General features: G+C 69.4%; 22 protein-coding genes and 2 pseudogenes. 17 read left to right on the top strand and 7 right to left on the bottom strand.

The window, feature by feature from the left end; all coding sequences use genetic code 11:
* Positions 1–377 precede the first annotated feature (377 nt).
* The 8 genes from ACFY3I_RS14350 to ACFY3I_RS14385 are packed head-to-tail and all read left to right on the top strand — an operon-like array spanning position 378 to position 6,942.
* Positions 378–1,112 carry a metalloregulator ArsR/SmtB family transcription factor gene (locus tag ACFY3I_RS14350; RefSeq protein WP_365283417.1) on the top strand — a complete coding sequence of 245 codons (735 nt, stop codon included), beginning with the start codon at positions 378–380 and terminating at the stop codon, positions 1,110–1,112.
* Positions 1,109–2,530 (top strand): Fe-S cluster assembly protein SufB, encoded by a 1,422-nt coding sequence (gene sufB, locus ACFY3I_RS14355; protein ID WP_359175812.1) that lies wholly within the window; start codon positions 1,109–1,111, stop codon positions 2,528–2,530. The genes ACFY3I_RS14350 and sufB overlap by 4 nt, the downstream gene beginning before the upstream one ends.
* A gap of 57 nt (positions 2,531–2,587) precedes the next feature.
* Positions 2,588–3,772 carry a Fe-S cluster assembly protein SufD gene (gene sufD / locus ACFY3I_RS14360; RefSeq protein WP_390860779.1) on the top strand — a complete coding sequence of 395 codons (1,185 nt, stop codon included), beginning with the start codon at positions 2,588–2,590 and terminating at the stop codon, positions 3,770–3,772.
* Positions 3,769–4,098 carry a non-heme iron oxygenase ferredoxin subunit gene (locus ACFY3I_RS14365; protein WP_351326261.1) on the top strand — a complete coding sequence of 110 codons (330 nt, stop codon included), beginning with the start codon at positions 3,769–3,771 and terminating at the stop codon, positions 4,096–4,098. Before sufD ends, ACFY3I_RS14365 begins: the two co-directional genes overlap by 4 nt.
* Before the next feature lie 8 nt (positions 4,099–4,106).
* Entirely contained in the window at positions 4,107–4,871 is a 765-nt protein-coding gene (gene sufC / locus ACFY3I_RS14370) for a Fe-S cluster assembly ATPase SufC (RefSeq protein ID WP_390860780.1), read from the top strand.
* Positions 4,868–6,124, top strand: coding sequence for a cysteine desulfurase (locus ACFY3I_RS14375; protein ID WP_390860781.1), 1,257 nt, complete (start codon positions 4,868–4,870; stop codon positions 6,122–6,124). The genes sufC and ACFY3I_RS14375 overlap by 4 nt, the downstream gene beginning before the upstream one ends.
* Before the next feature lie 18 nt (positions 6,125–6,142).
* Positions 6,143–6,613 (top strand): Fe-S cluster assembly sulfur transfer protein SufU, encoded by a 471-nt coding sequence (gene sufU / locus ACFY3I_RS14380; RefSeq protein WP_365283425.1) that lies wholly within the window; start codon positions 6,143–6,145, stop codon positions 6,611–6,613.
* Complete coding sequence (locus tag ACFY3I_RS14385; RefSeq protein WP_217785619.1) at positions 6,610–6,942, top strand: metal-sulfur cluster assembly factor; 333 nt, start codon at positions 6,610–6,612, stop codon at positions 6,940–6,942. Before sufU ends, ACFY3I_RS14385 begins: the two co-directional genes overlap by 4 nt.
* An 84-nt stretch (positions 6,943–7,026) precedes the next feature.
* On the opposite strand, the gene ACFY3I_RS14390 is transcribed toward ACFY3I_RS14385, so the two are convergent.
* Complete coding sequence (locus ACFY3I_RS14390) at positions 7,027–7,902, bottom strand: AbfB domain-containing protein (RefSeq protein ID WP_390860782.1); 876 nt, start codon at positions 7,900–7,902, stop codon at positions 7,027–7,029.
* Between the two features lie 269 nt (positions 7,903–8,171).
* Here ACFY3I_RS14390 and ACFY3I_RS14395 point away from each other — a divergent pair, with 269 nt between their 5' ends.
* The 5 genes from ACFY3I_RS14395 to dapD all read left to right on the top strand — a co-directional run bounded on the left by ACFY3I_RS14395 (position 8,172) and on the right by dapD (position 11,850).
* Positions 8,172–8,492, top strand: coding sequence for a multidrug efflux SMR transporter (locus ACFY3I_RS14395; RefSeq protein WP_365283429.1), 321 nt, complete (start codon positions 8,172–8,174; stop codon positions 8,490–8,492).
* Between the two features lie 22 nt (positions 8,493–8,514).
* Complete coding sequence (locus ACFY3I_RS14400; RefSeq protein ID WP_390860783.1) at positions 8,515–9,051, top strand: TetR/AcrR family transcriptional regulator; 537 nt, start codon at positions 8,515–8,517, stop codon at positions 9,049–9,051.
* 114 nt (positions 9,052–9,165) lie between these two features.
* Positions 9,166–9,771 (top strand): RNA polymerase sigma factor, encoded by a 606-nt coding sequence (locus ACFY3I_RS14405; protein ID WP_390860784.1) that lies wholly within the window; start codon positions 9,166–9,168, stop codon positions 9,769–9,771.
* Between the two features lie 2 nt (positions 9,772–9,773).
* A complete protein-coding gene (locus ACFY3I_RS14410) occupies positions 9,774–10,727 on the top strand; it encodes a CU044_5270 family protein (RefSeq protein WP_390860785.1) in 954 nt (317 codons plus the stop codon).
* A 133-nt stretch (positions 10,728–10,860) separates the two neighbouring features.
* Positions 10,861–11,850 (top strand): 2,3,4,5-tetrahydropyridine-2,6-dicarboxylate N-succinyltransferase, encoded by a 990-nt coding sequence (gene dapD / locus ACFY3I_RS14415; RefSeq protein WP_390860786.1) that lies wholly within the window; start codon positions 10,861–10,863, stop codon positions 11,848–11,850.
* Between the two features lie 238 nt (positions 11,851–12,088).
* On the opposite strand, the gene ACFY3I_RS14420 is transcribed toward dapD, so the two are convergent.
* On the bottom strand, positions 12,089–12,715 hold the full coding sequence (locus tag ACFY3I_RS14420) for a GntR family transcriptional regulator (RefSeq protein ID WP_390860903.1): 627 nt from the start codon (positions 12,713–12,715) through the stop codon (positions 12,089–12,091).
* A gap of 391 nt (positions 12,716–13,106) precedes the next feature.
* Here ACFY3I_RS14420 and ACFY3I_RS14425 point away from each other — a divergent pair.
* Positions 13,107–14,151 (top strand): annotated as a pseudogene (locus tag ACFY3I_RS14425) (IS256 family transposase).
* Entirely contained in the window at positions 14,148–14,615 is a 468-nt protein-coding gene (locus ACFY3I_RS14430; RefSeq protein ID WP_390860787.1) for a hypothetical protein, read from the top strand. The pseudogene ACFY3I_RS14425 and the gene ACFY3I_RS14430 overlap by 4 nt, the downstream one beginning before the upstream one ends.
* Before the next feature lie 310 nt (positions 14,616–14,925).
* On the opposite strand, the gene ACFY3I_RS14435 is transcribed toward ACFY3I_RS14430, so the two are convergent.
* Entirely contained in the window at positions 14,926–15,774 is an 849-nt protein-coding gene (locus ACFY3I_RS14435; RefSeq protein ID WP_390860789.1) for a hypothetical protein, read from the bottom strand.
* Between the two features lie 190 nt (positions 15,775–15,964).
* Between ACFY3I_RS14435 and ACFY3I_RS14440 the strand changes: the two are divergent.
* Positions 15,965–16,465: pseudogene (locus tag ACFY3I_RS14440) on the top strand (transposase family protein); the annotation flags it as partial.
* Between the two features lie 172 nt (positions 16,466–16,637).
* Entirely contained in the window at positions 16,638–17,207 is a 570-nt protein-coding gene (locus ACFY3I_RS14445; protein ID WP_390860790.1) for a hypothetical protein, read from the top strand.
* 514 nt (positions 17,208–17,721) lie between these two features.
* On the opposite strand, the gene ACFY3I_RS14450 is transcribed toward ACFY3I_RS14445, so the two are convergent.
* From ACFY3I_RS14450 to ACFY3I_RS14465, 4 genes are all read right to left on the bottom strand, one after another.
* Positions 17,722–18,810 (bottom strand): TIR domain-containing protein, encoded by a 1,089-nt coding sequence (locus ACFY3I_RS14450; RefSeq protein ID WP_390860791.1) that lies wholly within the window; start codon positions 18,808–18,810, stop codon positions 17,722–17,724.
* Between the two features lie 9 nt (positions 18,811–18,819).
* Complete coding sequence (locus ACFY3I_RS14455; protein WP_390860792.1) at positions 18,820–19,083, bottom strand: hypothetical protein; 264 nt, start codon at positions 19,081–19,083, stop codon at positions 18,820–18,822.
* A 316-nt stretch (positions 19,084–19,399) separates the two neighbouring features.
* The gene (locus ACFY3I_RS14460; RefSeq protein WP_390860793.1) at positions 19,400–19,723 is read right to left on the bottom strand and encodes a GYD domain-containing protein; all 324 of its coding nucleotides are present in this window, start codon (positions 19,721–19,723) and stop codon (positions 19,400–19,402) included.
* A 155-nt stretch (positions 19,724–19,878) separates the two neighbouring features.
* Entirely contained in the window at positions 19,879–20,388 is a 510-nt protein-coding gene (locus tag ACFY3I_RS14465) for a hypothetical protein (protein ID WP_390860794.1), read from the bottom strand.
* Positions 20,389–20,516 lie beyond the last annotated feature (128 nt).

Raw genomic sequence — 20,516 nt, forward strand, 5'->3', positions numbered from 1 at the left:
CGGTGGGCGGGCGGCCGCCCCCTGGCGCGGGCCGGGGTCGCCGAGAAGTTTTCCGGCGGCTGTCACGGCCCGTCGCTGACCCGTCCGGGTGAGCTGGGCGAGGTGTTCGGGAGGAGGGGCTCGCCGGTCCGGCATCGAGCGGCCTCAGCCGCGTGACGCGGGTGCCTCGGGTGACAAGAGCGCCGGTCGGAGGGGGTGCGGGTTTGGTCGTGGAGCGTTGCGACGGGGCCGCCGCGCGTCACGGGACGGCCGTGCGGGATGATCGATCAAAGATCGTTTGCGCAGGTCAGATTAGGTAGACCTAAGTGACGCAGGGCACCGTCCGGCGGACCGGACGCCGCTTGCCTGGTCCTGAGGAATTACGCAACAATGGCGTTGTGAAAAACGTCGGCGAGGCTCGGGAGACCCCCACGGGGACCCCGCAGGAGGAGCTCGCGACCGGTGAGCGTTCGACGCGCAACCGGGTCGCGCGGTCGATCCTGGGCCACGGTCCGTCGACCGTCACCGAGCTGGCCGGCCGCCTGGGCCTGACCCCCGCGGCCGTACGCCGGCACCTGGACGCCCTGGTCGCGGACGATGTCGTGGAGGCTCGCGAGCAGCGGGTGTACGGCGCGCGGACGCGCGGCCGGCCCGCCAAGGTCTTCGCCCTCACCGACTGCGGCCGAGACGCCTTCGACCAGTCGTACGACACCCTCGCCGTCGACGCGCTGCGCTGGATCGCCGAGCAGGGAGGCGGCGAGGAAGCGGTCGCCGCCTTCGCCCGGGCCCGTATCGCCGCGCAGGCGAGCGCCTACCGCAAGGCGATCGAGGCCGTGAGCCCCGACGACCGGACCGAAGCGCTGGCCAAGGCCCTGAGCCGGGACGGGTACGCTGCTGCGGCGCGCAGCGCACCGGTCGGCGAACAGCTGTGCCAGCACCACTGCCCGGTCGCCCACGTCGCGGAGCAGTTCCCCCAGCTGTGCGAGGCGGAGACGGAGATCTTCGCCGAGCTGCTCGGAACGCACGTCCAGCGACTGGCGACCATCGCGCACGGCGACGGCGTCTGTACGACGTTCATCCCCAAGATTTCCACTGACGCATCTGCTAGCACGGCCGGGAGGAACCCCGCATGACGCTCCCCACGGAGACTGCCCACCCCGAACTCGAGGGTCTGGGCAAGTACGAATACGGCTGGGCCGACTCCGACACGGCCGGCGCCTCCGCCAAGCGCGGCATCAACGAGGACGTCGTCCGGGACATCTCCGCGAAGAAGTCCGAGCCGGAGTGGATGACCAAGCTCCGCCTCAAGGGCCTGCGCCTCTTCGAGAAGAAGCCGATGCCGAACTGGGGCTCCGACCTGTCGGGGATCGACTTCGACAACATCAAGTACTTCGTGCGCTCCACGGAGAAGCAGGCGGAGTCCTGGGAGGACCTGCCCGAGGACATCAAGAACACCTACGACAAGCTGGGCATCCCGGAGGCGGAGAAGCAGCGCCTGGTCGCCGGTGTCGCCGCCCAGTACGAGTCCGAGGTCGTCTACCACCAGATCCGCGAGGACCTGGAGGAGCAGGGCGTCATCTTCCTGGACACCGACACCGCCCTGAAGGAGCACCCGGAGCTCTTCAAGGAGTACTTCGGCACGGTCATCCCGGTGGGTGACAACAAGTTCGCCTCCCTGAACACCGCCGTGTGGTCGGGCGGATCCTTCATCTACGTGCCGAAGGGCGTGCACGTCGAGATCCCGCTGCAGGCCTACTTCCGGATCAACACCGAGAACATGGGCCAGTTCGAGCGGACCCTGATCATCGTCGACGAGGGTGCCTACGTGCACTACGTCGAGGGCTGCACCGCCCCGATCTACAAGTCGGACTCGCTGCACTCCGCGGTCGTCGAGATCATCGTCAAGAAGAACGCGCGCTGCCGCTACACGACCATCCAGAACTGGTCGAACAACGTCTACAACCTGGTCACCAAGCGCGCCGTCGCCTACGAGGGCGCCACCATGGAGTGGATCGACGGCAACATCGGCTCCAAGGTGACGATGAAGTACCCGGCCGTCTACCTGATGGGCGAGCACGCCAAGGGCGAGACCCTCTCCATCGCCTTCGCGGGTGAGGGCCAGCACCAGGACGCCGGCTCCAAGATGGTCCACATGGCGCCGAACACGTCGTCGAACATCGTCTCCAAGTCGGTGGCGCGCGGCGGCGGCCGTACCTCCTACCGCGGCCTGGTCGAGATCGGCGAGGGCGCCCACGGCTCCAAGTCGAACGTGCTGTGCGACGCGCTGCTCGTCGACACCATCTCCCGCTCGGACACCTACCCCTACGTCGACGTCCGCGAGGACGACGTCTCCATGGGCCACGAGGCGACCGTCTCCAAGGTCTCCGAGGACCAGCTCTTCTACCTGATGAGCCGCGGTCTGTCCGAGTTCGAGGCGATGGCCATGATCGTGCGCGGCTTCGTCGAGCCCATCGCCAAGGAACTGCCGATGGAGTACGCGCTGGAGCTCAACCGGCTGATCGAGCTGCAGATGGAAGGCGCGGTCGGCTGACCGTAGGCGCCCGACCCACCACGACACGTTTTTCAGAAAGCGAGCACTACGACAGCCATGGCTGAGGCTCAGAACTCCCCGGTGGGCTCCACCACCGCCGGCGCCATCGCGGTGGCCGCCGAGTCGACCGTCGCCACGCGCATGAGCGCGCCCCCCTCCTTCGACGTCGCGGACTTCCCGGTCCCGCACGGCCGCGAGGAGGAATGGCGGTTCACCCCGCTGGAGCGCCTGCGCGGGCTGCACGACGGCACCGCGGTCGCGACCGGCGACAGCCTGAAGGTCGACGTGGAGGCCCCCGAGGGCGTCGTCGTCGAGCTGGTCGGCCGCGACGACCCGCGGCTCGGCCGCGCCGGCACCCCGGTGGACCGGGTCGCCGCCCAGGCCTACTCCTCCTTCGAGCGGGCGGGCGTGGTCACCGTCCCCAAGGACACGGTGCTCACCGAGCCGGTCCGTATCCGGGTGCACGGCCAGGGCGGGGTCCACTACGGCCACCAGGTCGTCGAACTGGGTGCCTTCGCCGAGGCCGTCGTCGTCGTGGACCACACCGGTGACGTGGTGACCGCCGCCAACGTCGAGTTCGTCCTCGGTGACGGCGCCAAGCTCACCGTCGTCTCCGTCCAGGACTGGGACGACACGGCCGTGCACGCGGCCCAGCACAACGCGCTGGTGGGCCGGGACGCCTCCTTCAAGTCGGTCGTCGTGACCTTCGGCGGTGACCTCGTCCGCATGCACCCGCGGGTCTCCTACGCGGGCAGCGGCGGCGAGGCCGAACTGATCGGCCTCTACTTCACCGACGCCGGCCAGCACCAGGAACACCGCCTGCTGGTCGACCACGACGCCCCGCACTGCAAGTCCAACGTCGTCTACAAGGGCGCGCTCCAGGGCGAGGACGCGCACGCGGTCTGGATCGGCGACGTCCTGATCGAGGCCAAGGCCGAGGGCACCGACACCTACGAGATGAACCGCAACCTGGTCCTCACGGACGGCGCGCGGGTCGACTCGGTGCCGAACCTGGAGATCGAGACCGGCGAGATCGTCGGTGCCGGCCACGCCTCCGCCACCGGCCGCTTCGACGACGAGCAGCTCTTCTACCTGATGGCGCGCGGCATCCCGGAGCAGGACGCCCGCCGCCTGGTGGTCCGCGGCTTCTTCGCCGAGCTGGTCCAGCAGATCGGCGTCCCCGACATCCAGGAGCGGCTGCTCGCCAGGATCGACGAGGAGCTGGAGGCCTCGGTCGCATGACAGCCCCCACCGCGTTCGTACGCGCCTGCGGCCTGAGCGAGCTGGAGGACGACACCCCGAAGCGGGTGGAGCTCGACGGCACGCCGGTCTCGGTCGTCCGCACCGAGGGAGAGGTGTTCGCGATCTACGACATCTGCTCCCACGCCAACGTCTCGCTCTCCGAGGGCGAGGTGGAGGACTGTCAGATCGAGTGCTGGCTGCACGGCTCCAGCTTCGACCTGCGCACCGGCAAGCCGTCCGGCCTCCCGGCCACCCGCCCCGTACCCGTTTACCCCGTAAAGATCGAAGGGGACGACGTGCTCGTCTCCCTCACCCAGGAGTCCTGAGGCTATCCATGGCAACGCTTGAAATCCGAGACCTGCACGTCACCGTCGAGGCCGACAACGCCACGAAGGAGATCCTCAAGGGCGTCGACCTCACCGTGAAGCAGGGCGAGACGCACGCCATCATGGGCCCCAACGGCTCCGGCAAGTCGACCCTCGCCTACTCGCTCGCGGGTCACCCGAAGTACACGGTCACCGGCGGCACCGTCACCCTCGACGGCGAGGACGTCCTGGAGATGTCCGTCGACGAGCGCGCCCGCGCGGGCCTCTTCCTGGCCATGCAGTACCCGGTCGAGGTCCCCGGCGTCTCGGTCTCCAACTTCCTGCGCACCTCCGCCACCGCCGTCCGCGGCGAGGCCCCCAAGCTGCGCACCTGGGTCAAGGAGGTCAAGGAGGCCATGGAGCGCCTCTCCATGGACCCCTCCTTCGCCGAGCGCAACGTCAACGAGGGCTTCTCCGGCGGTGAGAAGAAGCGCCACGAGATCCTCCAGCTCGAACTGCTCAAGCCGAAGATCGCGATCCTCGACGAGACCGACTCCGGTCTCGACGTCGACGCCCTTCGCATCGTCTCCGAGGGCGTCAACCGCGTTCGCGAGACCGGCGAGGTCGGCACCCTGCTCATCACGCACTACACGCGCATCCTGCGCTACATCAAGCCCGACTTCGTCCACGTCTTCTCCGCCGGACGCATCGTCGAGTCCGGCGGCGCCGAACTCGCCGACAAGCTGGAGAACGAGGGCTACGAGGCTTACACGAAGGGTGGCGTATCCGCGTGACGCAGCTGCCGGGCCTCCTGGACACCGAGGCGATCCGCAAGGACTTCCCGATCCTGGACCGACTGGTCCACGACGACCGGAAGCTCGTGTACCTGGACAACGCGGCGACCTCGCAGAAGCCGCGCCAGGTACTGGACGCGCTCAGTGAGTACTACGAGCGCTACAACGCCAACGTCCACCGCGGTGTGCACGTGCTCGCCGAGGAGGCCACGGCACTGTACGAGGGTGCGCGCGACAAGGTCGCGGAGTTCATCAACGCGCCCAGCCGCGACGAGGTGATCTTCACCAAGAACGCCTCCGAGTCGCTGAACCTCGTGGCGAACATGCTGGGCTGGGCCGACGAGCCCTACCGGGTGGACCACGAGACCGAGATCGTCATCACGGAGATGGAGCACCACTCCAACATCGTGCCGTGGCAGCTGCTCGCGCAGCGCACGGGCGCGAAGCTGAAGTGGTTCGGCCTCACCGACGACGGCCGCCTCGACCTGTCCAACATCGACGAGATCATCACCGAGAAGACGAAGATCGTCTCCTTCGTGCTGGTGTCGAACATCCTGGGCACCGTCAACCCGGTCGAGGCGATAGTCCGCCGTGCCCAGGAGGTCGGCGCGCTGGTCTGCATCGACGCGTCCCAGGCCGCGCCGCACATGCCGCTGGACGTGCAGGCGCTGCAGGCCGACTTCGTGGCCTTCACCGGCCACAAGATGTGCGGCCCGACCGGCATCGGCGTGCTGTGGGGCCGTCAGGAGCTCCTCGAGGACCTGCCCCCGTTCCTCGGCGGCGGCGAGATGATCGAGACCGTGTCGATGCACTCGTCGACGTACGCTCCCGCTCCGCACAAGTTCGAGGCGGGCACCCCGCCGATCGCCCAGGCGGTCGGTCTCGGCGCCGCGATCGACTACCTGAACGCCGTCGGCATGGACAAGATCCTCGCCCATGAGCACGCGCTGACCGAGTACGCGGTGCGCCGTCTCACCGAGGTCCCCGATCTGAAGATCATCGGCCCCACCACGGCCGAGGACCGGGGCGCCGCGATCTCCTTCACCCTCGGGGACATCCACCCGCACGACGTGGGCCAGGTCCTCGACGAGCAGGGCATCGCGGTCCGGGTCGGCCACCACTGCGCGCGTCCCGTCTGCCTGCGGTACGGAATTCCTGCGACCACGCGAGCGTCGTTCTATCTGTACTCCACGCCGGCCGAGATCGACGCACTGGTCGAGGGGCTGGAGCACGTACGGAACTTCTTCGGCTGAAGGGCGTGAACTGAGACCGTGAAGCTGGACTCGATGTACCAGGAAGTCATCCTGGACCACTACAAGCACCCGCACGGGCGTGGTCTCAGGGATGGCGACGCCGAGGTCCACCATGTGAACCCGACGTGCGGCGACGAGATCACCCTCCGCGTGAAGTACGACGGCACGACGATCGAGGACGTCTCGTACGAGGGCCAGGGCTGCTCGATCAGCCAGGCGAGCGCCTCCGTACTGAACGACCTCCTGGTCGGCAAGGAGCTGTCCGACGCGCAGCAGATCCAGGAGACCTTCCTGGAGCTGATGCAGTCCAAGGGCAAGCTCGAACCAGACGACTCGATGGAGGAGGTGCTGGAGGACGCGGTCGCGTTCGCCGGTGTCTCCAAGTACCCGGCACGGGTCAAGTGCGCCCTCCTGAGCTGGATGGCGTGGAAGGACGCGACGGCTCAGGCGCTGGGCGGCGCGGCCGACGCCGAAAGGAAGACGGCATGACCGACACCGTTGAGATGAAGCCCGCCTCGGAGGAGGAACTCCGCGAGGCCCTGATGGACGTCGTCGACCCCGAACTCGGCATCGACGTCGTGAACCTCGGGCTGATCTACGGCATCCACGTCGACGACGCGAACATCGCCACCATCGACATGACCCTGACGTCGGCGGCCTGCCCTCTGACGGACGTCATCGAGGACCAGGCCAAGTCCGCCACGGACGGCCTCGTCAGCGAACTGCGCATCAACTGGGTCTGGATGCCCCCGTGGGGCCCCGACAAGATCACCGACGACGGCCGTGAGCAGCTGCGGGCGCTCGGGTTCAACGTCTGACATCCGCACGGACGAGAGTCCGCGTGCACGAGAGCGGCGGCACCGGTCGGGTGCCGCCGCTCTCGCGTGTTCGGGGCCGGGGCGTCAGGCGAGCGGATCCACCAGGCGGAACGCCGAGTCCGCGCGGTAGAGGTCGCTGTCCTGGTAGGGGTTCAGCTTCAGCTGGAAGCTCTGGTGGCGCAGGTAGCGGCCGGGGTAGTTCACCGACTCCAGCATGACCGCGCCGGAGTGGGCCGAGGCCCGCGCGCAGAAGGTGGCGTCCCGGCCGAACAGGGATGTGCCGTCGTCGCGGTCGGCGCGCAGCACGAAGTCCCGGTGCCGCAGGTACCGTCCGTCGGCGGCCCTGAACGAGTAACAGGAGCCGTCCGCAAGGCCCTTGACGACCGTGAACGTGGAGTCCTCGCGGAACTCCGAGCCGCCGACCGGGTCGAGCCTCACGTAGCCGCCGCTCACGTGCCAGTAGCGGTCGGGGTAGTTGACCGAGCGGACGGACCTGAGGGCGCTGGACCGCGGTGCGGAGCCGCCGCCCGGCCCGCCGCCCGAGCCACCCGAACTCCCCGCGGAAGGGGCGGACTTCGTGGGCTTCGTGCCGGACGGCGAGGTCTTCGCGGTGCTCGCGGGTGTCGCGGCCGACGCCGTGGCGGAGACGACGGACTCGGTCGGCGAGGTCGTCGGCGTTCCCGTCTCGTCCTTGCCAGGGGTGGCCGGTCCCGTCGTCGGTGAGGCGAAGGAGAGCAGGCCGGGGCCCTGGTCGAGGGCCGAGCCGGCCTGCGGGCGAGCTGACGTCCGGTCAGGAGCGCTGTGGCTGACGGCTATCGCGGTGACGCAGGCGACGGTCGTGGCGATGGCCAGCGTGCCGGCCAGCCAGAGTCTTCGGGTTCCGGGAGGGCGGGACGTGTCGGGGGCCCAGTCGTTCTCCCAGGAGGGACGGGGCGGGGGCTGGGGGGTGGCTTCAGGCATGCGCGTCGTCCTCCAGCGGCGCCAGGTCAGCGGCGGCCGGGGGTGTGAGGGTGAGGTGGATGAAGTGTGAAGCGGTGGTGGATCACCGGAGTGCACACTAGTGGAGTCGCGCGGTCGCTGGGAGTGGTTTCAGCGAGCGGTTTCTATGAGAGTTAAACATCTTTCCGCGACGGGGCGACGTCCGGGCCCCGTCCCGTCGCCGACCCGTGTCCGCACCGCCATCCGGCCGTTGTGTACGGCCGTACACAACGCTGCGTACACTCGCGCACATGGGATACCTGACGCTCGCCGGCGCCATAGCCGCCGAGGTCGCCGCGACGACGGCGCTGAAGTACAGCGAGGGCTTCAGCCGGCTCTGGCCCTCGCTCCTGACGGCACTGGGATACCTGGTGTCGTTCCTGCTCCTGGCCGCGACGCTGAAGACCGTCTCGATCGGCACGGCGTACGCGATCTGGTCCGGGGTCGGCACCGCGGCCATCGCCGTACTCGGCCTGCTGCTGTTCGGTGAGGGGCTGAGCCTGGTCAAGGTCGCCGGGATCGTGCTCATCGTCTGCGGAGTGGTGGTCCTCAACCTCGGAGGCGCTCACTGATGAACCCGGAAGGCACGCGCTGATGCCCCGCCGCTACGACCCAGGACGCCGCCAGCGGATCATCGAGGCGGCGATCCGCGTGGTCGGGGAGAAAGGGCTCGCCGGACTCTCCCACCGTTCCGTCGCCGCCGCGGCGGACGTACCGCTCGGCTCCACGACGTACCACTTCAAGACCCTCGACGAACTGATGGTCGCCACGCTGCGGCAGGCCAACGAGGGCTTCGCCAAGGTGCTCGCGGCCCACGGCGAACTGGACGACGCCACCGCGGACCTCGCCACCGTCCTCGCCCGGGTCCTCGGCGACTGGCTGAGCGGCGACCGCACCGCCGTGGAGCTGGAGTACGAGCTCTACCTCGCCGCCCTGCGCCGCCCGGCCCTGCGCGGCGTGGCCGCCGAGTGGGCCGACGACCTCGCCGAACGGCTCGCCCGCCGCACCGACCCGGTCACGGCGCGGGCACTGATCGCGCTGACGGACGGGATCTGCCTCCAGGTGCTGCTGACGGGGACGCCGTACGACGAGGGGTACGCGCGAGAGGTCCTGAGCCGCGTGATTCCCTGAACGGAACGCGTCCGCGGCCCTCTCCCGGAAAGCAGGCCGAGCCCCCGTGAACCTTCCGGCGGCCATCGGGCAACGGGGGGTGACACACGCACCGACGAATCAAGGGGATCCCAGGTGAGCGGACCGCCGCCGGCCACGGCACAGGCGGGGGACGACGCGGAGACCGTCGCCCAGTCCATGGAACAACCAGAGCTCTTCGCCCGGCTCTACGACCGCCACGCGCCCGACATCCACCGGTACGCGGCACGCAGGCTCGGCGCCGACGCGGCCGACGACGTCACCGCGGACACCTTCCTCATCGCCTTCCGGATCCGCTCCCGCTACGACCTCGCACGCCCCAGCGCACGCCCGTGGCTGTACGGCATCGCGGCCAACCTGATCGGCAAGCAACGCCGGACCGAGGTACGGGCGCTGAGGGCACTGGCCCGCACCGGCCACGACCCGGTCGCCGCCTCCTGGAGCGAGAACTGGGTCGAGCACACGGACAACCGGCTCGCCGCGCAGGGCCCGCTCGCCGGCGCCCTCGCCTCGCTGTCGGCGGGCGACCGGCACGTCCTGCTGCTCGTCGCCTGGGCCGACCTCACCTACCAGGAGGTCGCCGAGGCAATGGACATCCCGGTCGGCACGGTCCGCTCCCGGCTCAACCGGGCCCGGCGCAAGGTGCGTACGGCGCTGGGCGCCGATCCGGCATTCGTGGGCGACACCGCGGAGGTGGTCTGACGATGGACGAGATGACCGAGGTGCGCGCGCTGCGTGCCCAGGCCCCGGTACCCGACCGGGTACGGCTGGCGGCGGGACGAGCCCGGCTGACCGACACGGCACGGGACGGGGAGCGGCGGCGGGACCTGTGGCGGCGCCGGGAGTTCGCGATCGTCGCGGTCGTCGCCGCGGTGACCGCGGTGGCCGTCACCGCGGCGCTCCTGGTCGGCGGGACCGACAGGGGACGCAGGGTGCAGCCCACGACGCCGGACATCGACCTGAAGGGGATGAGCGCGCACGACTTCCTGGAACGGGCCGCCGACGCGCTGGACAAGCAGCCGGCGGGCACCGAGCCGACGGCGAAGCAGTGGATCTACCTGAGCATGTCGGGACACGGGACGACCCACGGGCAAAGGCTGGACGAGACCTGGACACGGTACGACGGCGAACAGGTGGCCTACACGTCGTCGGACGGCGGTCCCGGGCTCACCGTCCGCCCGACCTACCCGGAGGGCCGGCGGCCGAAGAACTTCAGATCGCCACGCGACGTGTACCGGTTCCTGGCCGCACTGCCCGACGACGGTGCCGGGACGCTGAAGGAGCTCCGCGCCTGGAACGCCGTCCCGGACAGGAAGGGGGCGCCCCAGGCACTGAACGACTACGCCGAGATCAACAACGTACTCGTCAGGTACGCCCTCTTCCCGCCGCACGGGCTGGCCTCGTTGTACCGCGCCCTGGCGCTGCTGCCCGGCGTGGAGATCACCGACCACCTGATCGACACGCCCACCGGACGCAAGGCCGTCGCCGTGAAGTACGGCCTGGACCGCAAGGGCAAGTTGGAGATGATCGACGAGTTCCTGATCGACCCGCGGACGTATCACCTGTCGGGCGCGGGCGCGATCCTGTACGGCAAGGTCGTCAGCGTCGGCGACTGGCTCACGGTCGCGGTGGTCGACAAGGCCGGCGACCGCCCCTGACGCCACCCCCGGGTTCCGGGTGGCCCGCACCGCAGGGGAGTGCGGGCCGCCCGGACGATCTTCACCGCCCGGCTGCCGAGACGCCCCGCACGCTGGTTCGCCTCCCCGGCCCCCGGCCGGTTAGGTTGCCCTCATGACCGACACGACTGCTCTTCGTCCCACCGGCGCCGTGGCCGCCGGGCTCGCCACCATCGCCGCCGACGGCACCGTTCTCGACACCTGGTTCCCCGCCCCCGCGCTGGTCGCCGAACCCGGCCCGGCCGGTACCGAGACGCTCTCCGCCGAGCAGGCCGTGGAACTCCTCGGCGAGGGCGCGGCCAAGGCGATCGGCCCCGACCCCCGCCGCAACGTCGAGGTCGTCGCGGTCCGCACGGTCATCGCCTCGATCGACGAGAAGCCGATCGACGCCCACGACGTCTACCTCCGTCTCCACCTGCTCTCGCACCGCCTGGTCAAGCCGCACGGCCTGAGCCTGGACGGCCAGTTCGGCTTCCTCGCCAACGTCGCCTGGACCTCCCTCGGCCCGGTCGCCGTCGACGAGATCGAGACGGTCCGGCTGAACGCCCGCGCCGAGGGCCTGCACCTCCAGGTGACCTCCATCGACAAGTTCCCGCGGATGACGGACTACGTCGTCCCGAAGGGCGTGCGCATCGCCGACGCCGACCGGGTCCGCCTCGGCGCGCACCTCGCCGAGGGCACGACCGTCATGCACGAGGGCTTCGTCAACTTCAACGCCGGCACGCTCGGCACGTCGATGGTCGAGGGCCGCATCTCGGCCGGTGTCGTGGTCGGCAACGGCTCGGACATCGGCGGCGGCGCCTCCACCATGGGCACCCTGTCCGGCGGCGGCAACGTGATCATCGCCATCGGCGAGCGCTGCCTGGTCGGCGCGGAGGCGGGCGTCGGCATCGCCCTCGGCGACGAGTGCGTGGTCGAGGCCGGCCTGTACGTCACCGCGGGCACCCGGGTCACCATGCCCGACGGCCAGATCGTCAAGGCCCGCGAGCTGAGCGGCGCCTCCAACATCCTCTTCCGCCGCAACTCGGTCACCGGCACGGTCGAGGCCCGCCCGAACAACGCGGTCTGGGACGGCCTGAACGAGATCCTGCACAGCCACAACTGACGGTCGGCGGCCGTGACCTGCGGCCGCCTCACCGACCACCGCTCTGACCTGCTGCCGGCCTGTCGGCGGTTGTCGACGTCGGTCACCGCTGAGCGCCCTTCCACGGCCCGAGGACGGCCCGGGGGAGGGCGCTCGCGTGCTTCCTCCGGACGGGATGTCGGCCTGCCCCGGGGGGCCATCAGCATCCACGGTGGGGGGCAGCGAACCCGCCGGCTGCGGCAGGGCTGTGGGCCATGGACTATCGATGGATGGGGATCTCGTAGACGATCTCGCAGTGGGCGGCGGGCACGATGATGTCCGCGGTCTCGACGGGGCGTCCCTGGTCGCTGTAGTAGGTCCGCCGGATGTGGGTGACGAGAGTGGCCTTCTGGATGCCGAGGAGGGAAGCTTCCTCGGCGGTGGCCTGGCGGGGCTCGGGCTGCTCCACGGCGTGGCTGACGGTGACCCCGATGGCGGCCATGCGGTTCACGACACCTGTCCCGGCGCGCGAGCCTCCCTCGGGGAGGACGACGAGGGTGCCGGCGGTGAGGTCGTAGGGCTCCCAGCTCGTGGAGAGTTGCACGGGCCTGCCATCGGCCAGGAACTCGTACGCGGTCCGCACGCAGAGCCCGCCTTCGGCGATGCCCAGCCGCGCGGCGATGCCGACGGGCGCGGGGACCTTGGCGTCGGTCCGGCTCTCCCAGTCGCCTTGCTTGCCGAGGGCCCTCATGTCCGCACGGAACGGCGACCCTTGGGGCTGCCCGCGCGCCGAGGACCGGACGACCCGCACGCGTTGCCGGGGCTCCGCGACGTACGTACCTGATCCGGCTCGCCCTTCCAGCACGCCCTGTGCGTGATAGCGGGCGAGGTGTTGTGCCAGGCAGATGGCAGGATCCCGCTGTGACGACCGCGGTGGCTCTGCGGCTCCGGCTCCGGCCTGCGATTGTCCTTGCCGGTGACCGGCGGCGTGGTTCGAAGGCGGTGGTGCCGGTTTGGGCGGGCGGCGGGGAGTCGGGCATGTCCGTGATGAAGTAGGCGGCGGCACCGAGCGTGCCCTCCGCGCGTCGTTCACGCTCGCGGACCAGATATCCGTGCCGCTCCAACTCCTTCAGCGAACAGGTCCGCTGTACTGCCGTGGTCCACCTCGTGGCCGGACGAGCAATGCTCAGGACTTGTCGATCGGTTCCGGGAGGGCATGCGGAAGGCTTACCTTCCCGAATGATCCGTAAGGTCTCCGAGTAGGCCCGCGGTGCGGCGCGGGTCGGGAAGGCACGCCTGTGCTCAGCGTAGTCACCGATGACGGCTCCACCCAGTCCGGCTCCCTGATCGACGAGACCGTGCGGGAAGGCGCCCGCCGGATGCTTGCCGCCGCACTGGAAGCGGAAGTGGACCAGTACATAGCCGAGTTGGCGGCCGAGACCGACGAGTACGGCCGACGTCTCGTTGTCCGCAACGGCCACCACCGGTCCCGGACGGTGGTCACCGCGGCCGGGCCGGTCGTCGGCCGCGACCGTGACACGGCTGACCAGGCAGTGGAGCGAGGACCACACTGCCTTCCAGAACCGGGATCTGTCGGATCGCGACTTCGTCCACGTGTGGGCTGACGGCGTGCACCCGAAGGTCCGGCTGGGCCAGGCCCACTCGTGCGTCCTGGTCCTGCTCGGGGTCCGGCTGGACGGCACGAAGGAACTGATCGCCTTGGCCGAGGGCTTGCGGGAGTCCACCGAGTCGTGGGCCGACCTGCTGCGCAACTGCCGCCGGCGCGGCATGCGCGACCCCGAGCTGGTCATCGGCGACGGTGCCATGGGCCTGTGGCGGGCGCTCGCCGAGGTTTTCCCGGCAGCCAGGCCGCAACGGTGCCGGGTTCGCAAAGCCCGCAACGTCGCGAACTGCCTGCCGAAGTCCGCGCAGCCGGGCGCGGTCAAGGCGATGCAGGAGATCTACAACTCCGAGGACCGCACGCACGCCGAGAAGGCGATCGAGGCGTTCGCGAAGACCTACGGGGCAGAGTTCCCGAAGGCCTTCGCGAAGATCACCGAGGACCGGGACGAACTGCTCGCCTTCTACGATTTCCCGGCGGAGTACTGGATTCACTTGCGGACCACCAACCCCATCGAGTCGACCTTCTCCACGGTCAAGCTCCGCACCAAGGTCACCCGCGGCGCGGGCAGCCCGGCGGCCCTCGCGATGGTCTTCAAGCTGGTCGAGTCCGCTCAGACGCGATGGCGTGCGATCACCGGAGCCCACCTGGTGTCCCTGGTCCGCGCCGGTGCACCATTCGAGAACGGCGTCATGGTCGAGCGCGAGGAGCAGGCCGCATGAACGTCCACGACATCCTGCAGAACCCGGACGAGCACGTCCGCTTCGCGGCCTACCTCGACAAGCTGGAGCACGTTGCCGACCCGGATGAGGTCGACCTGGTCAGCCGCGTGCTCACTGATCCGGACCAGGCGATGGCCCAGTCCGCCGTTGTGCGGCACCTGGACCATCGAGCCGCCGGCCTCTACGCCGGACCCGCTTACGAGCAGTGGGCGCAGTCGATGACCCAGGCCACGATCGACCACCCCTTCCTGCCTCAGCGCCTGCGGGAGTGGTCACTCTTCCGCGCCATCACGCTCAAGCTGCCCTGGCAGCCGGAGAACCTGCTCGCGTCATCCAACTGGCTCCAGCTCAAGACCGCCGCCGGGACGAACACCGAAGCCATCGAGATCCTCGCCGAAGCCGGCCGCACCAAGCGGATCCGCAGCACCGCCAGGATCGGCCTCAACCACCGCAGCGAGAGCTGAAATCAGCTCACCCACAACTCTTGACTATTGCTTTGGCCGGACCGGTCATGTGCGCTTCCGCGCCGGCTTGGCACACCGAGACGTCCCCAGCGGCGATCCTTAATCCGAGAAGGCGCCCGCAGGGCTGCCGCGCTTTCGGATCACCAGTGTCAGGATCCACGAGGAGAAGCTCCTCCTCCACTCCGACGGTGCGTACCCCGTCGCCGCCTTCCTGCCCGCGCCGCTCAGGCTGTCCCATGCCCCTAGAACCCCCAAGACCGTTCGGGGCGTTCTACTGAGCCTGGGTCCTGGTAACAGGAGCCTCTCCCGCTCAGTCCTCGGGAGCGGTGGACTGGACGGCGTACCTGTCGACGAGGGAGAAGGCGACCACGTAGCGGTGCGTGGTGTAGGCGGAGCGGCTCACTGCGTCGGTCAGCAGGGGGTGCCAGGCGAGGTAGACGGTTCCGCCGACCGCAGCCTTCTCCAGTCTGCCGCCCAACTGGATGTCGCCGGTCTCCGCTCTGGGCGTGCACGGAAGCTCCGCCACCGCCACTCGTAGCCGGACGCCGAGCCCGCCGTGCGGAATGTCGTGCTTCTGCGTGGCCGGGCCGTACGTCGTGGACAGGCAGGTCGGCTGCGAACCCGGGGGTTCCGTGCTTCCCTGCTGCGACCCGGCCGGGGACGGCTCACCGCCAGCCTGACTCATCCAAGTCGCCGTCCCAGTCAGCGTGTTCGGGGACGAACCCGAGCCCACCCACTCCCGCTCGGCCAGCCCCGCGTCGAGTTGGCGGAGGTGCGTGCGGATGTTCCCGTCGAACGCGAGGTAGAGGACGCTGCTGCGGACGCAGTTGATCGGTGCCCAGCGCGCTGGCCCAATGAACGGGTTCCGGTCCTCCGTCTGGCAGGAGTCGGCTACCGATGTGCCGAGCGGAACGGCCCAAGGCAGTGCCGCCGTCAGGTTCGTCAGGCCCGCGGAACTCGTCCGTGCCGCGGCCGCGTCGGCGGTCTGGGTGGCGGCGGAGTGCGCGAAGGCGCCAACATTGGGCGGCGTGCGGTCCAAGGTGTGGTGAATCTGCCGCAGAACCAGCGCGCACACCAGGCTGACCGGGACCAGCACGGCGATCACGCATCCGCGTGTCAGCGCCCCCGCCGGACCGTTTCCCCCCGTTGGATGATCCATGTCTGCATGGTCGTGGGCCGACATCGGGTTTGGGGCAACGGACCGGTCTCCTTACGGTCTCGCCAACCGGAACGGCCCCTATCACGAGGAAATTTGGTCGCCCCACGCGGAGGACGGTAATCACGAGTTGGTGCGTGATAGCGGGTGAGGTCTCTGCGCTGGTGGATGGCATGATCAGCGGATGGCGATCATGGTCAAGCGGGCGGTGTTGGCGCATTGGCTGTTCACGGGGCTCTCTTGTCGTCATCTCGTCTGCCTGGTGCAGGAGTTGGCCGTGCCGTGGCGGGCCGGGGTCGAGGGGTGCCGGCACGCTGCACGCGGCGGGGCCAAGAGGCGGGCGGCAGGTGCCGGTGCCAGGCATCAACTGGTGTTCGTCGACCGTGTGGTGGCCACGTTCATTCACCTGCGGCACGACCTTCCGTACGCTGTTCTCGGGCTGCTGTTCGGCGTCGACCGCTCCACCGTCACCCGCGCAATCGAAGAGGTACGCACGCTCCTGGCCGAACGTGGATGCGCGGTCCCCGACCGCCCTGACCTGCGTCTTCGGACAATGGCGAATGTGTTCGCCTACGCCCAGGCCGAAGGCGTCGAGCTGCGCCTGGACGCCACCGAGATCCAAGTCGGCAGGCCACCTTCCGGCCGCGGCGGACGGCGGGCGTTCGTCTCCGGAAAGAAGAAGCAGTATTCGCTGCTTCCGCGTCCGCTCGACTGTGCCCATCTGCACCTCCGCCGTGCGTGTCGGCCGGGTGATCACCGGCGTAGGCTCCGCGTGTCCGCATTCAGGGCACAACCGAGGGGCGTTCATGGGCGAGTCTTGGAAAGCCGGTCCCGAGGCCAAGTCCGGGGTCGGGGTGGATGAGGAGTTGGACGGGACGACGTACCCGGAGAACGTGAGCGGTGTGCCGGACAGCGGGGGCGGGCTACGGCGCCTGCTGTCGTGTCTGGGGGTGATCACGCTCGTCCTCGCGATGCTGGCTGGAGGGATCGTCTGGCTGTTCCGGGATGAGCTGTTTTACCCGTTCGGTGATTTCCGGGCCTGCCGGGGAAGCGACGTGCAGTTGCCAGGCGTGATCGGCGCCGGGAGTGCAACGATCCCCGCCGACGCATCCGACATCCACTACTTCACGCGAAACGGCAGCGCTGAGGTCTCCTTCCTGAGCGGCCAGATACCGGACTACCTACACCGCGCAGGCCTCGTCCCAGAGGGCATGCCCCTGTTCGACGAGGATTACGGCAGTCCCTACGGGCTCGGCGACGATGAGACCGAGCTTCCGGATGGCCTGTGCGGCTCGCCACTTCGGGGCCCCGCCTGGAGCTACCAGTCCACAGGCGACACCGGTCCCCGCGTCAGCGTATTGGTCGAGCGCTCTCCCACAAGCGGAGACTCCTTCCGGACCCCGGCCCGCGCCGTAGTCAGCTTCGACATTCAGTGACGCACGCTCGGGGCGACCTCCTTGCGCGTCATCGAAGTGCTCCGCCGGCCCACCCCTCCTCGATGCGACCTACCGGCGGCGCGGTCGCTGAGGTCTGCCGCGGTGGTCAACACGGCCTTGGCGCGATCCGGACCGAGGTGCATGATCTAGGCCATGAGATTCATCGGTGGCGCAAACGTTCCGAACATGTTGGGTTGGCGGCTGAACGCAACGTGGCCGCTGGGTGTGCTCACGATAGAAGGCGGCAGGCTTCATCTGCGTGTACGAGCCCTCGGGCCCTTCGTGAAGTTGTTCGGAATCAGGCCGCTGGAGTGCGCAGCCCAGGAGATTGCCGAAGTCTTCCCCTGTCGTGGAATGTTCGGTACTTCCGGTGTGGGATTCCGTACCGAAGACACACGCTACTTCTATTTCTTGACAGGTCGGGTCCAGGACGTGCTCGAAGTGTGCCGACAGCAGGGATTCGCCGTCTCGGATGAAAGGCAGCGAGTCAGATTCGGCCGTTGATGTGCATGCCCTACCGGCAACCGATTGACCAGTGATGACGCCTTGCCCCGACGAGCATCGTACGAGGCCCCGTATCAACCCACCACCTGCCCCGTCCCGTCCGCCGTCGACCCACGCCCGCTCGGCTCTGCCTGGGTCGACGGCGGACAGGATGGGAGCACTCCGCGCACGCCACTACGAACCCGCAGCCGGGAACGGCGCCCCCTCCATCCCGGTGCCGGCTGACCCCCATCGAATTCGAAACCGTCATGACCACACCGGCCCTCCAGATCACGTGACCGAACCCGTCACCCGAACCTGCAGCAGACCCAAGGGGGTGCCTGTACCTGGGGCGTGCTCTGCCCGTGATTCCCCGCTCGATCTGGTGCGCGTACTCGGCAGCCAGCTGCGTCTTGCCGACACCACCACGGCCGTCCAGCGCCACCACCGTCACCGCGCGCCCGCCCGCCAGCCGGGAACGAACCTCCACCAGCAACTCGTCCCGGCCCACGAACCCGGCATTGCGCGCCGGCACGTTCCACACCCGCGGCAACGTACCCGGCAGCCGCGGCCCGGTCGCCCCCATACTCCGCAACCGGCCCCCACCACCTGCACCCGGAAACCCCGGACTCATCCGCGGAGACCCCGCGGGCCCCGCAACCGCCGCCAGAAGCACCTCGCGTGCTTTCTCCTCGCCCACCCCGAACAGCGCCGGCGCAATCAACGCCCGCAGCATCGGCGGAGCGACACAGTCCTCGATCCGCAGCGGGATCAGCTCCTCCCGGTCGGCCAGCCTCGCCGTCCACTCCTCAGCGGTCCACCGCTCAGGATCGAAGTACGCGGCCGAGAACAACGCCACCATCGGCCCCGCCGCCAGGGCCCGGTCCATGTTGCGGACGAAGTTCTCCCCGGCCCCCCAGTGCCAGGCATCCAGCTCCACCTCATGCCCGGCATCCTGCAACTGCCAGGCCACCCACTCCGCCCACGCAAGATCCGACCCCGCATGCGAGACGAACACCCGCGCCCCGGCCGACACATCCCCAGTACCCGCTGCCCGAACCCCCGTCCCAGCACCGCCCAGCCAAGCATCGAGACCAGAACCCACCCGGCGGCAACTCACCCCGAAGCTTCAGGGCGCCAACATGCGGCCGGCCGCGATCTCGACGCCCGTCATGACGCCCCCTCGATGTACAGCGAGCGTAACGAGACACACCGCCCACGACACCGAACTCAACAATTGCCCCCTCGATGACCTGGCCGCAACGGCTCCCGGGGCCATCCCGGCGGTGTCGGCGTTCAAGATCGCGGCCTGGACGGCATCTCGCTGGAGCCGCAGGTAGATGCCGACGGTTTCGTAGTCGGCCACCTGCTTGTCGAGGTGCGCGAGGATCACGTGCAGGCGTGCAGGCGCACGGGGTCAGCAGGAGGCAGCATCTCGCTCATATCGCAGGGCCGGTAGATCGACCCGGCCGCGGACTCGATCACCTTCGGCCAGTAGGCCAAGGAACGGATGGCGGCGCTCACCATCGACCCGGTGACCCGAAGGAGCTTGGAGATCCGGCTGAGGGTCCACGCTCTTCCGTACCCTGAGGGACCGCCCTACGGCGTCGTTCTGGACTCGCACCTGCGCGCATGGATACGACAGCTGGAGGAGACCGGACGCGCAGCTCCCTACCGGCGGTCCATCTTTGCCAACGTCCCGGCCGTGTTCACGGCTGCCCCGGTGGGCGGAAGGTGATCTGGCGGCGGGTGGCCTCGTCGATCTCCTCGACGGTGAGGAGTGGGGTGGCCCGGGTGCGGAGCGCCCCGCTCGCCTTGACGGCGAGGCTGACCGCGGCCATGGAGACCGCGTCGGGGAACTCGATGACGGCCACGAAGTCGTCCTCGCCGAACGCGAAGTACAGCGCCTCGACGGTGCCTCCGAGGCCGGCCACGACGTGCTCGACGGCGGCCCGGCGGCCGCTCGCCCCCTCGTCGAGCAAGCCTCTCGTGCCCTCGGGCGTATAGGTGGCCTGGATGAGGAATTTCGGCATGGGGCGCTCCCTGGACGCGGCTTGTCCGATGTGCATGGAGGACCTTCCCGCTGCCGCGCCCCCGGCAAATCACCGGACCGCCGGATTCACCCCTGAGGCCGGTCGGTCTGCGGCCGCATGCCTCGGTACGGGGGCCTCGGCCGCCCCAAGGGCGCTCAACCGTCCTGGGGCAGGGAGGCCCGGAACTCCGCCAGCACGGCGAAGTCGGGCTCGCGCAGGCCGATCCTGGGGTTGACGCGGTGCAGCAGGGCCGGGACGGGATGGTGGGCGCGGACGTACCGCGTGTCCTGCGGGCCCTGCTCGTCGTCCACCCAGGCGAACGGGCGGCCCCCGGCACGGGCCACGATCGCCTCCGTCTTCCAGTGGATCCCGTCGGGCCGTTCCGCCAGCAGGGCGTTGCCGAAGTCGACGTAGGGCAGCTCGGGCAGGCCGAGCACCGGGCCGATCCACCGGTTCGCCTCGGCCATCCAGGTGGTCGCCCAGCACAGCTCGTAGCCGAGGGCGAGCAGCGCCGGACCGTGGGACGGGTTCAGCCAGACCCGCAGCGGGCGTCCCGGGCGGACGGTCGCCCGGATCGTCGTGTACCCCTCGGGGCGCCGCTCGGGCTGGGCCGCGTACGGGTTGAGCGGGCCGTCGACGTCCAGGAACAACAGGGGGCGGCTCATGGGGACAACCTAGGGCCGCGGGCGGGTGGGACACCGGTGAATAAGATCCGTGCCGGACAAGGCATAGCGGGGCGGCTCCGTACACGTCAGCACGGGTACAGGGCCCGGACACGAGGTGGGCCCGGGCG

This window comes from Streptomyces sp. NPDC001068, assembly GCF_042897315.1.
Classification (GTDB): domain Bacteria; phylum Actinomycetota; class Actinomycetes; order Streptomycetales; family Streptomycetaceae; genus Streptomyces.

Excerpts from the sequence above, each read along its gene's own strand:
- sufB (WP_359175812.1), top strand. The coding sequence starts at position 1,109 with ATGACGCTCCCCACGGAGACTGCCCACCCCGAACTCGAGGGTCTGGGC.
- sufD (WP_390860779.1), top strand. The coding sequence starts at position 2,588 with ATGGCTGAGGCTCAGAACTCCCCGGTGGGCTCCACCACCGCCGGCGCC.
- ACFY3I_RS14365 (WP_351326261.1), top strand. The coding sequence starts at position 3,769 with ATGACAGCCCCCACCGCGTTCGTACGCGCCTGCGGCCTGAGCGAGCTG.
- sufC (WP_390860780.1), top strand. The coding sequence starts at position 4,107 with ATGGCAACGCTTGAAATCCGAGACCTGCACGTCACCGTCGAGGCCGAC.
- ACFY3I_RS14385 (WP_217785619.1), top strand. The coding sequence starts at position 6,610 with ATGACCGACACCGTTGAGATGAAGCCCGCCTCGGAGGAGGAACTCCGC.
- ACFY3I_RS14390 (WP_390860782.1), bottom strand. The coding sequence starts at position 7,902 with ATGCCTGAAGCCACCCCCCAGCCCCCGCCCCGTCCCTCCTGGGAGAAC.
- ACFY3I_RS14395 (WP_365283429.1), top strand. The coding sequence starts at position 8,172 with ATGGGATACCTGACGCTCGCCGGCGCCATAGCCGCCGAGGTCGCCGCG.
- ACFY3I_RS14400 (WP_390860783.1), top strand. The coding sequence starts at position 8,515 with ATGCCCCGCCGCTACGACCCAGGACGCCGCCAGCGGATCATCGAGGCG.
- ACFY3I_RS14410 (WP_390860785.1), top strand. The coding sequence starts at position 9,774 with ATGGACGAGATGACCGAGGTGCGCGCGCTGCGTGCCCAGGCCCCGGTA.
- dapD (WP_390860786.1), top strand. The coding sequence starts at position 10,861 with ATGACCGACACGACTGCTCTTCGTCCCACCGGCGCCGTGGCCGCCGGG.
- ACFY3I_RS14430 (WP_390860787.1), top strand. The coding sequence starts at position 14,148 with ATGAACGTCCACGACATCCTGCAGAACCCGGACGAGCACGTCCGCTTC.
- ACFY3I_RS14435 (WP_390860789.1), bottom strand. The coding sequence starts at position 15,774 with ATGGATCATCCAACGGGGGGAAACGGTCCGGCGGGGGCGCTGACACGC.
- ACFY3I_RS14460 (WP_390860793.1), bottom strand. The coding sequence starts at position 19,723 with ATGCCGAAATTCCTCATCCAGGCCACCTATACGCCCGAGGGCACGAGA.
- ACFY3I_RS14465 (WP_390860794.1), bottom strand. The coding sequence starts at position 20,388 with ATGAGCCGCCCCCTGTTGTTCCTGGACGTCGACGGCCCGCTCAACCCG.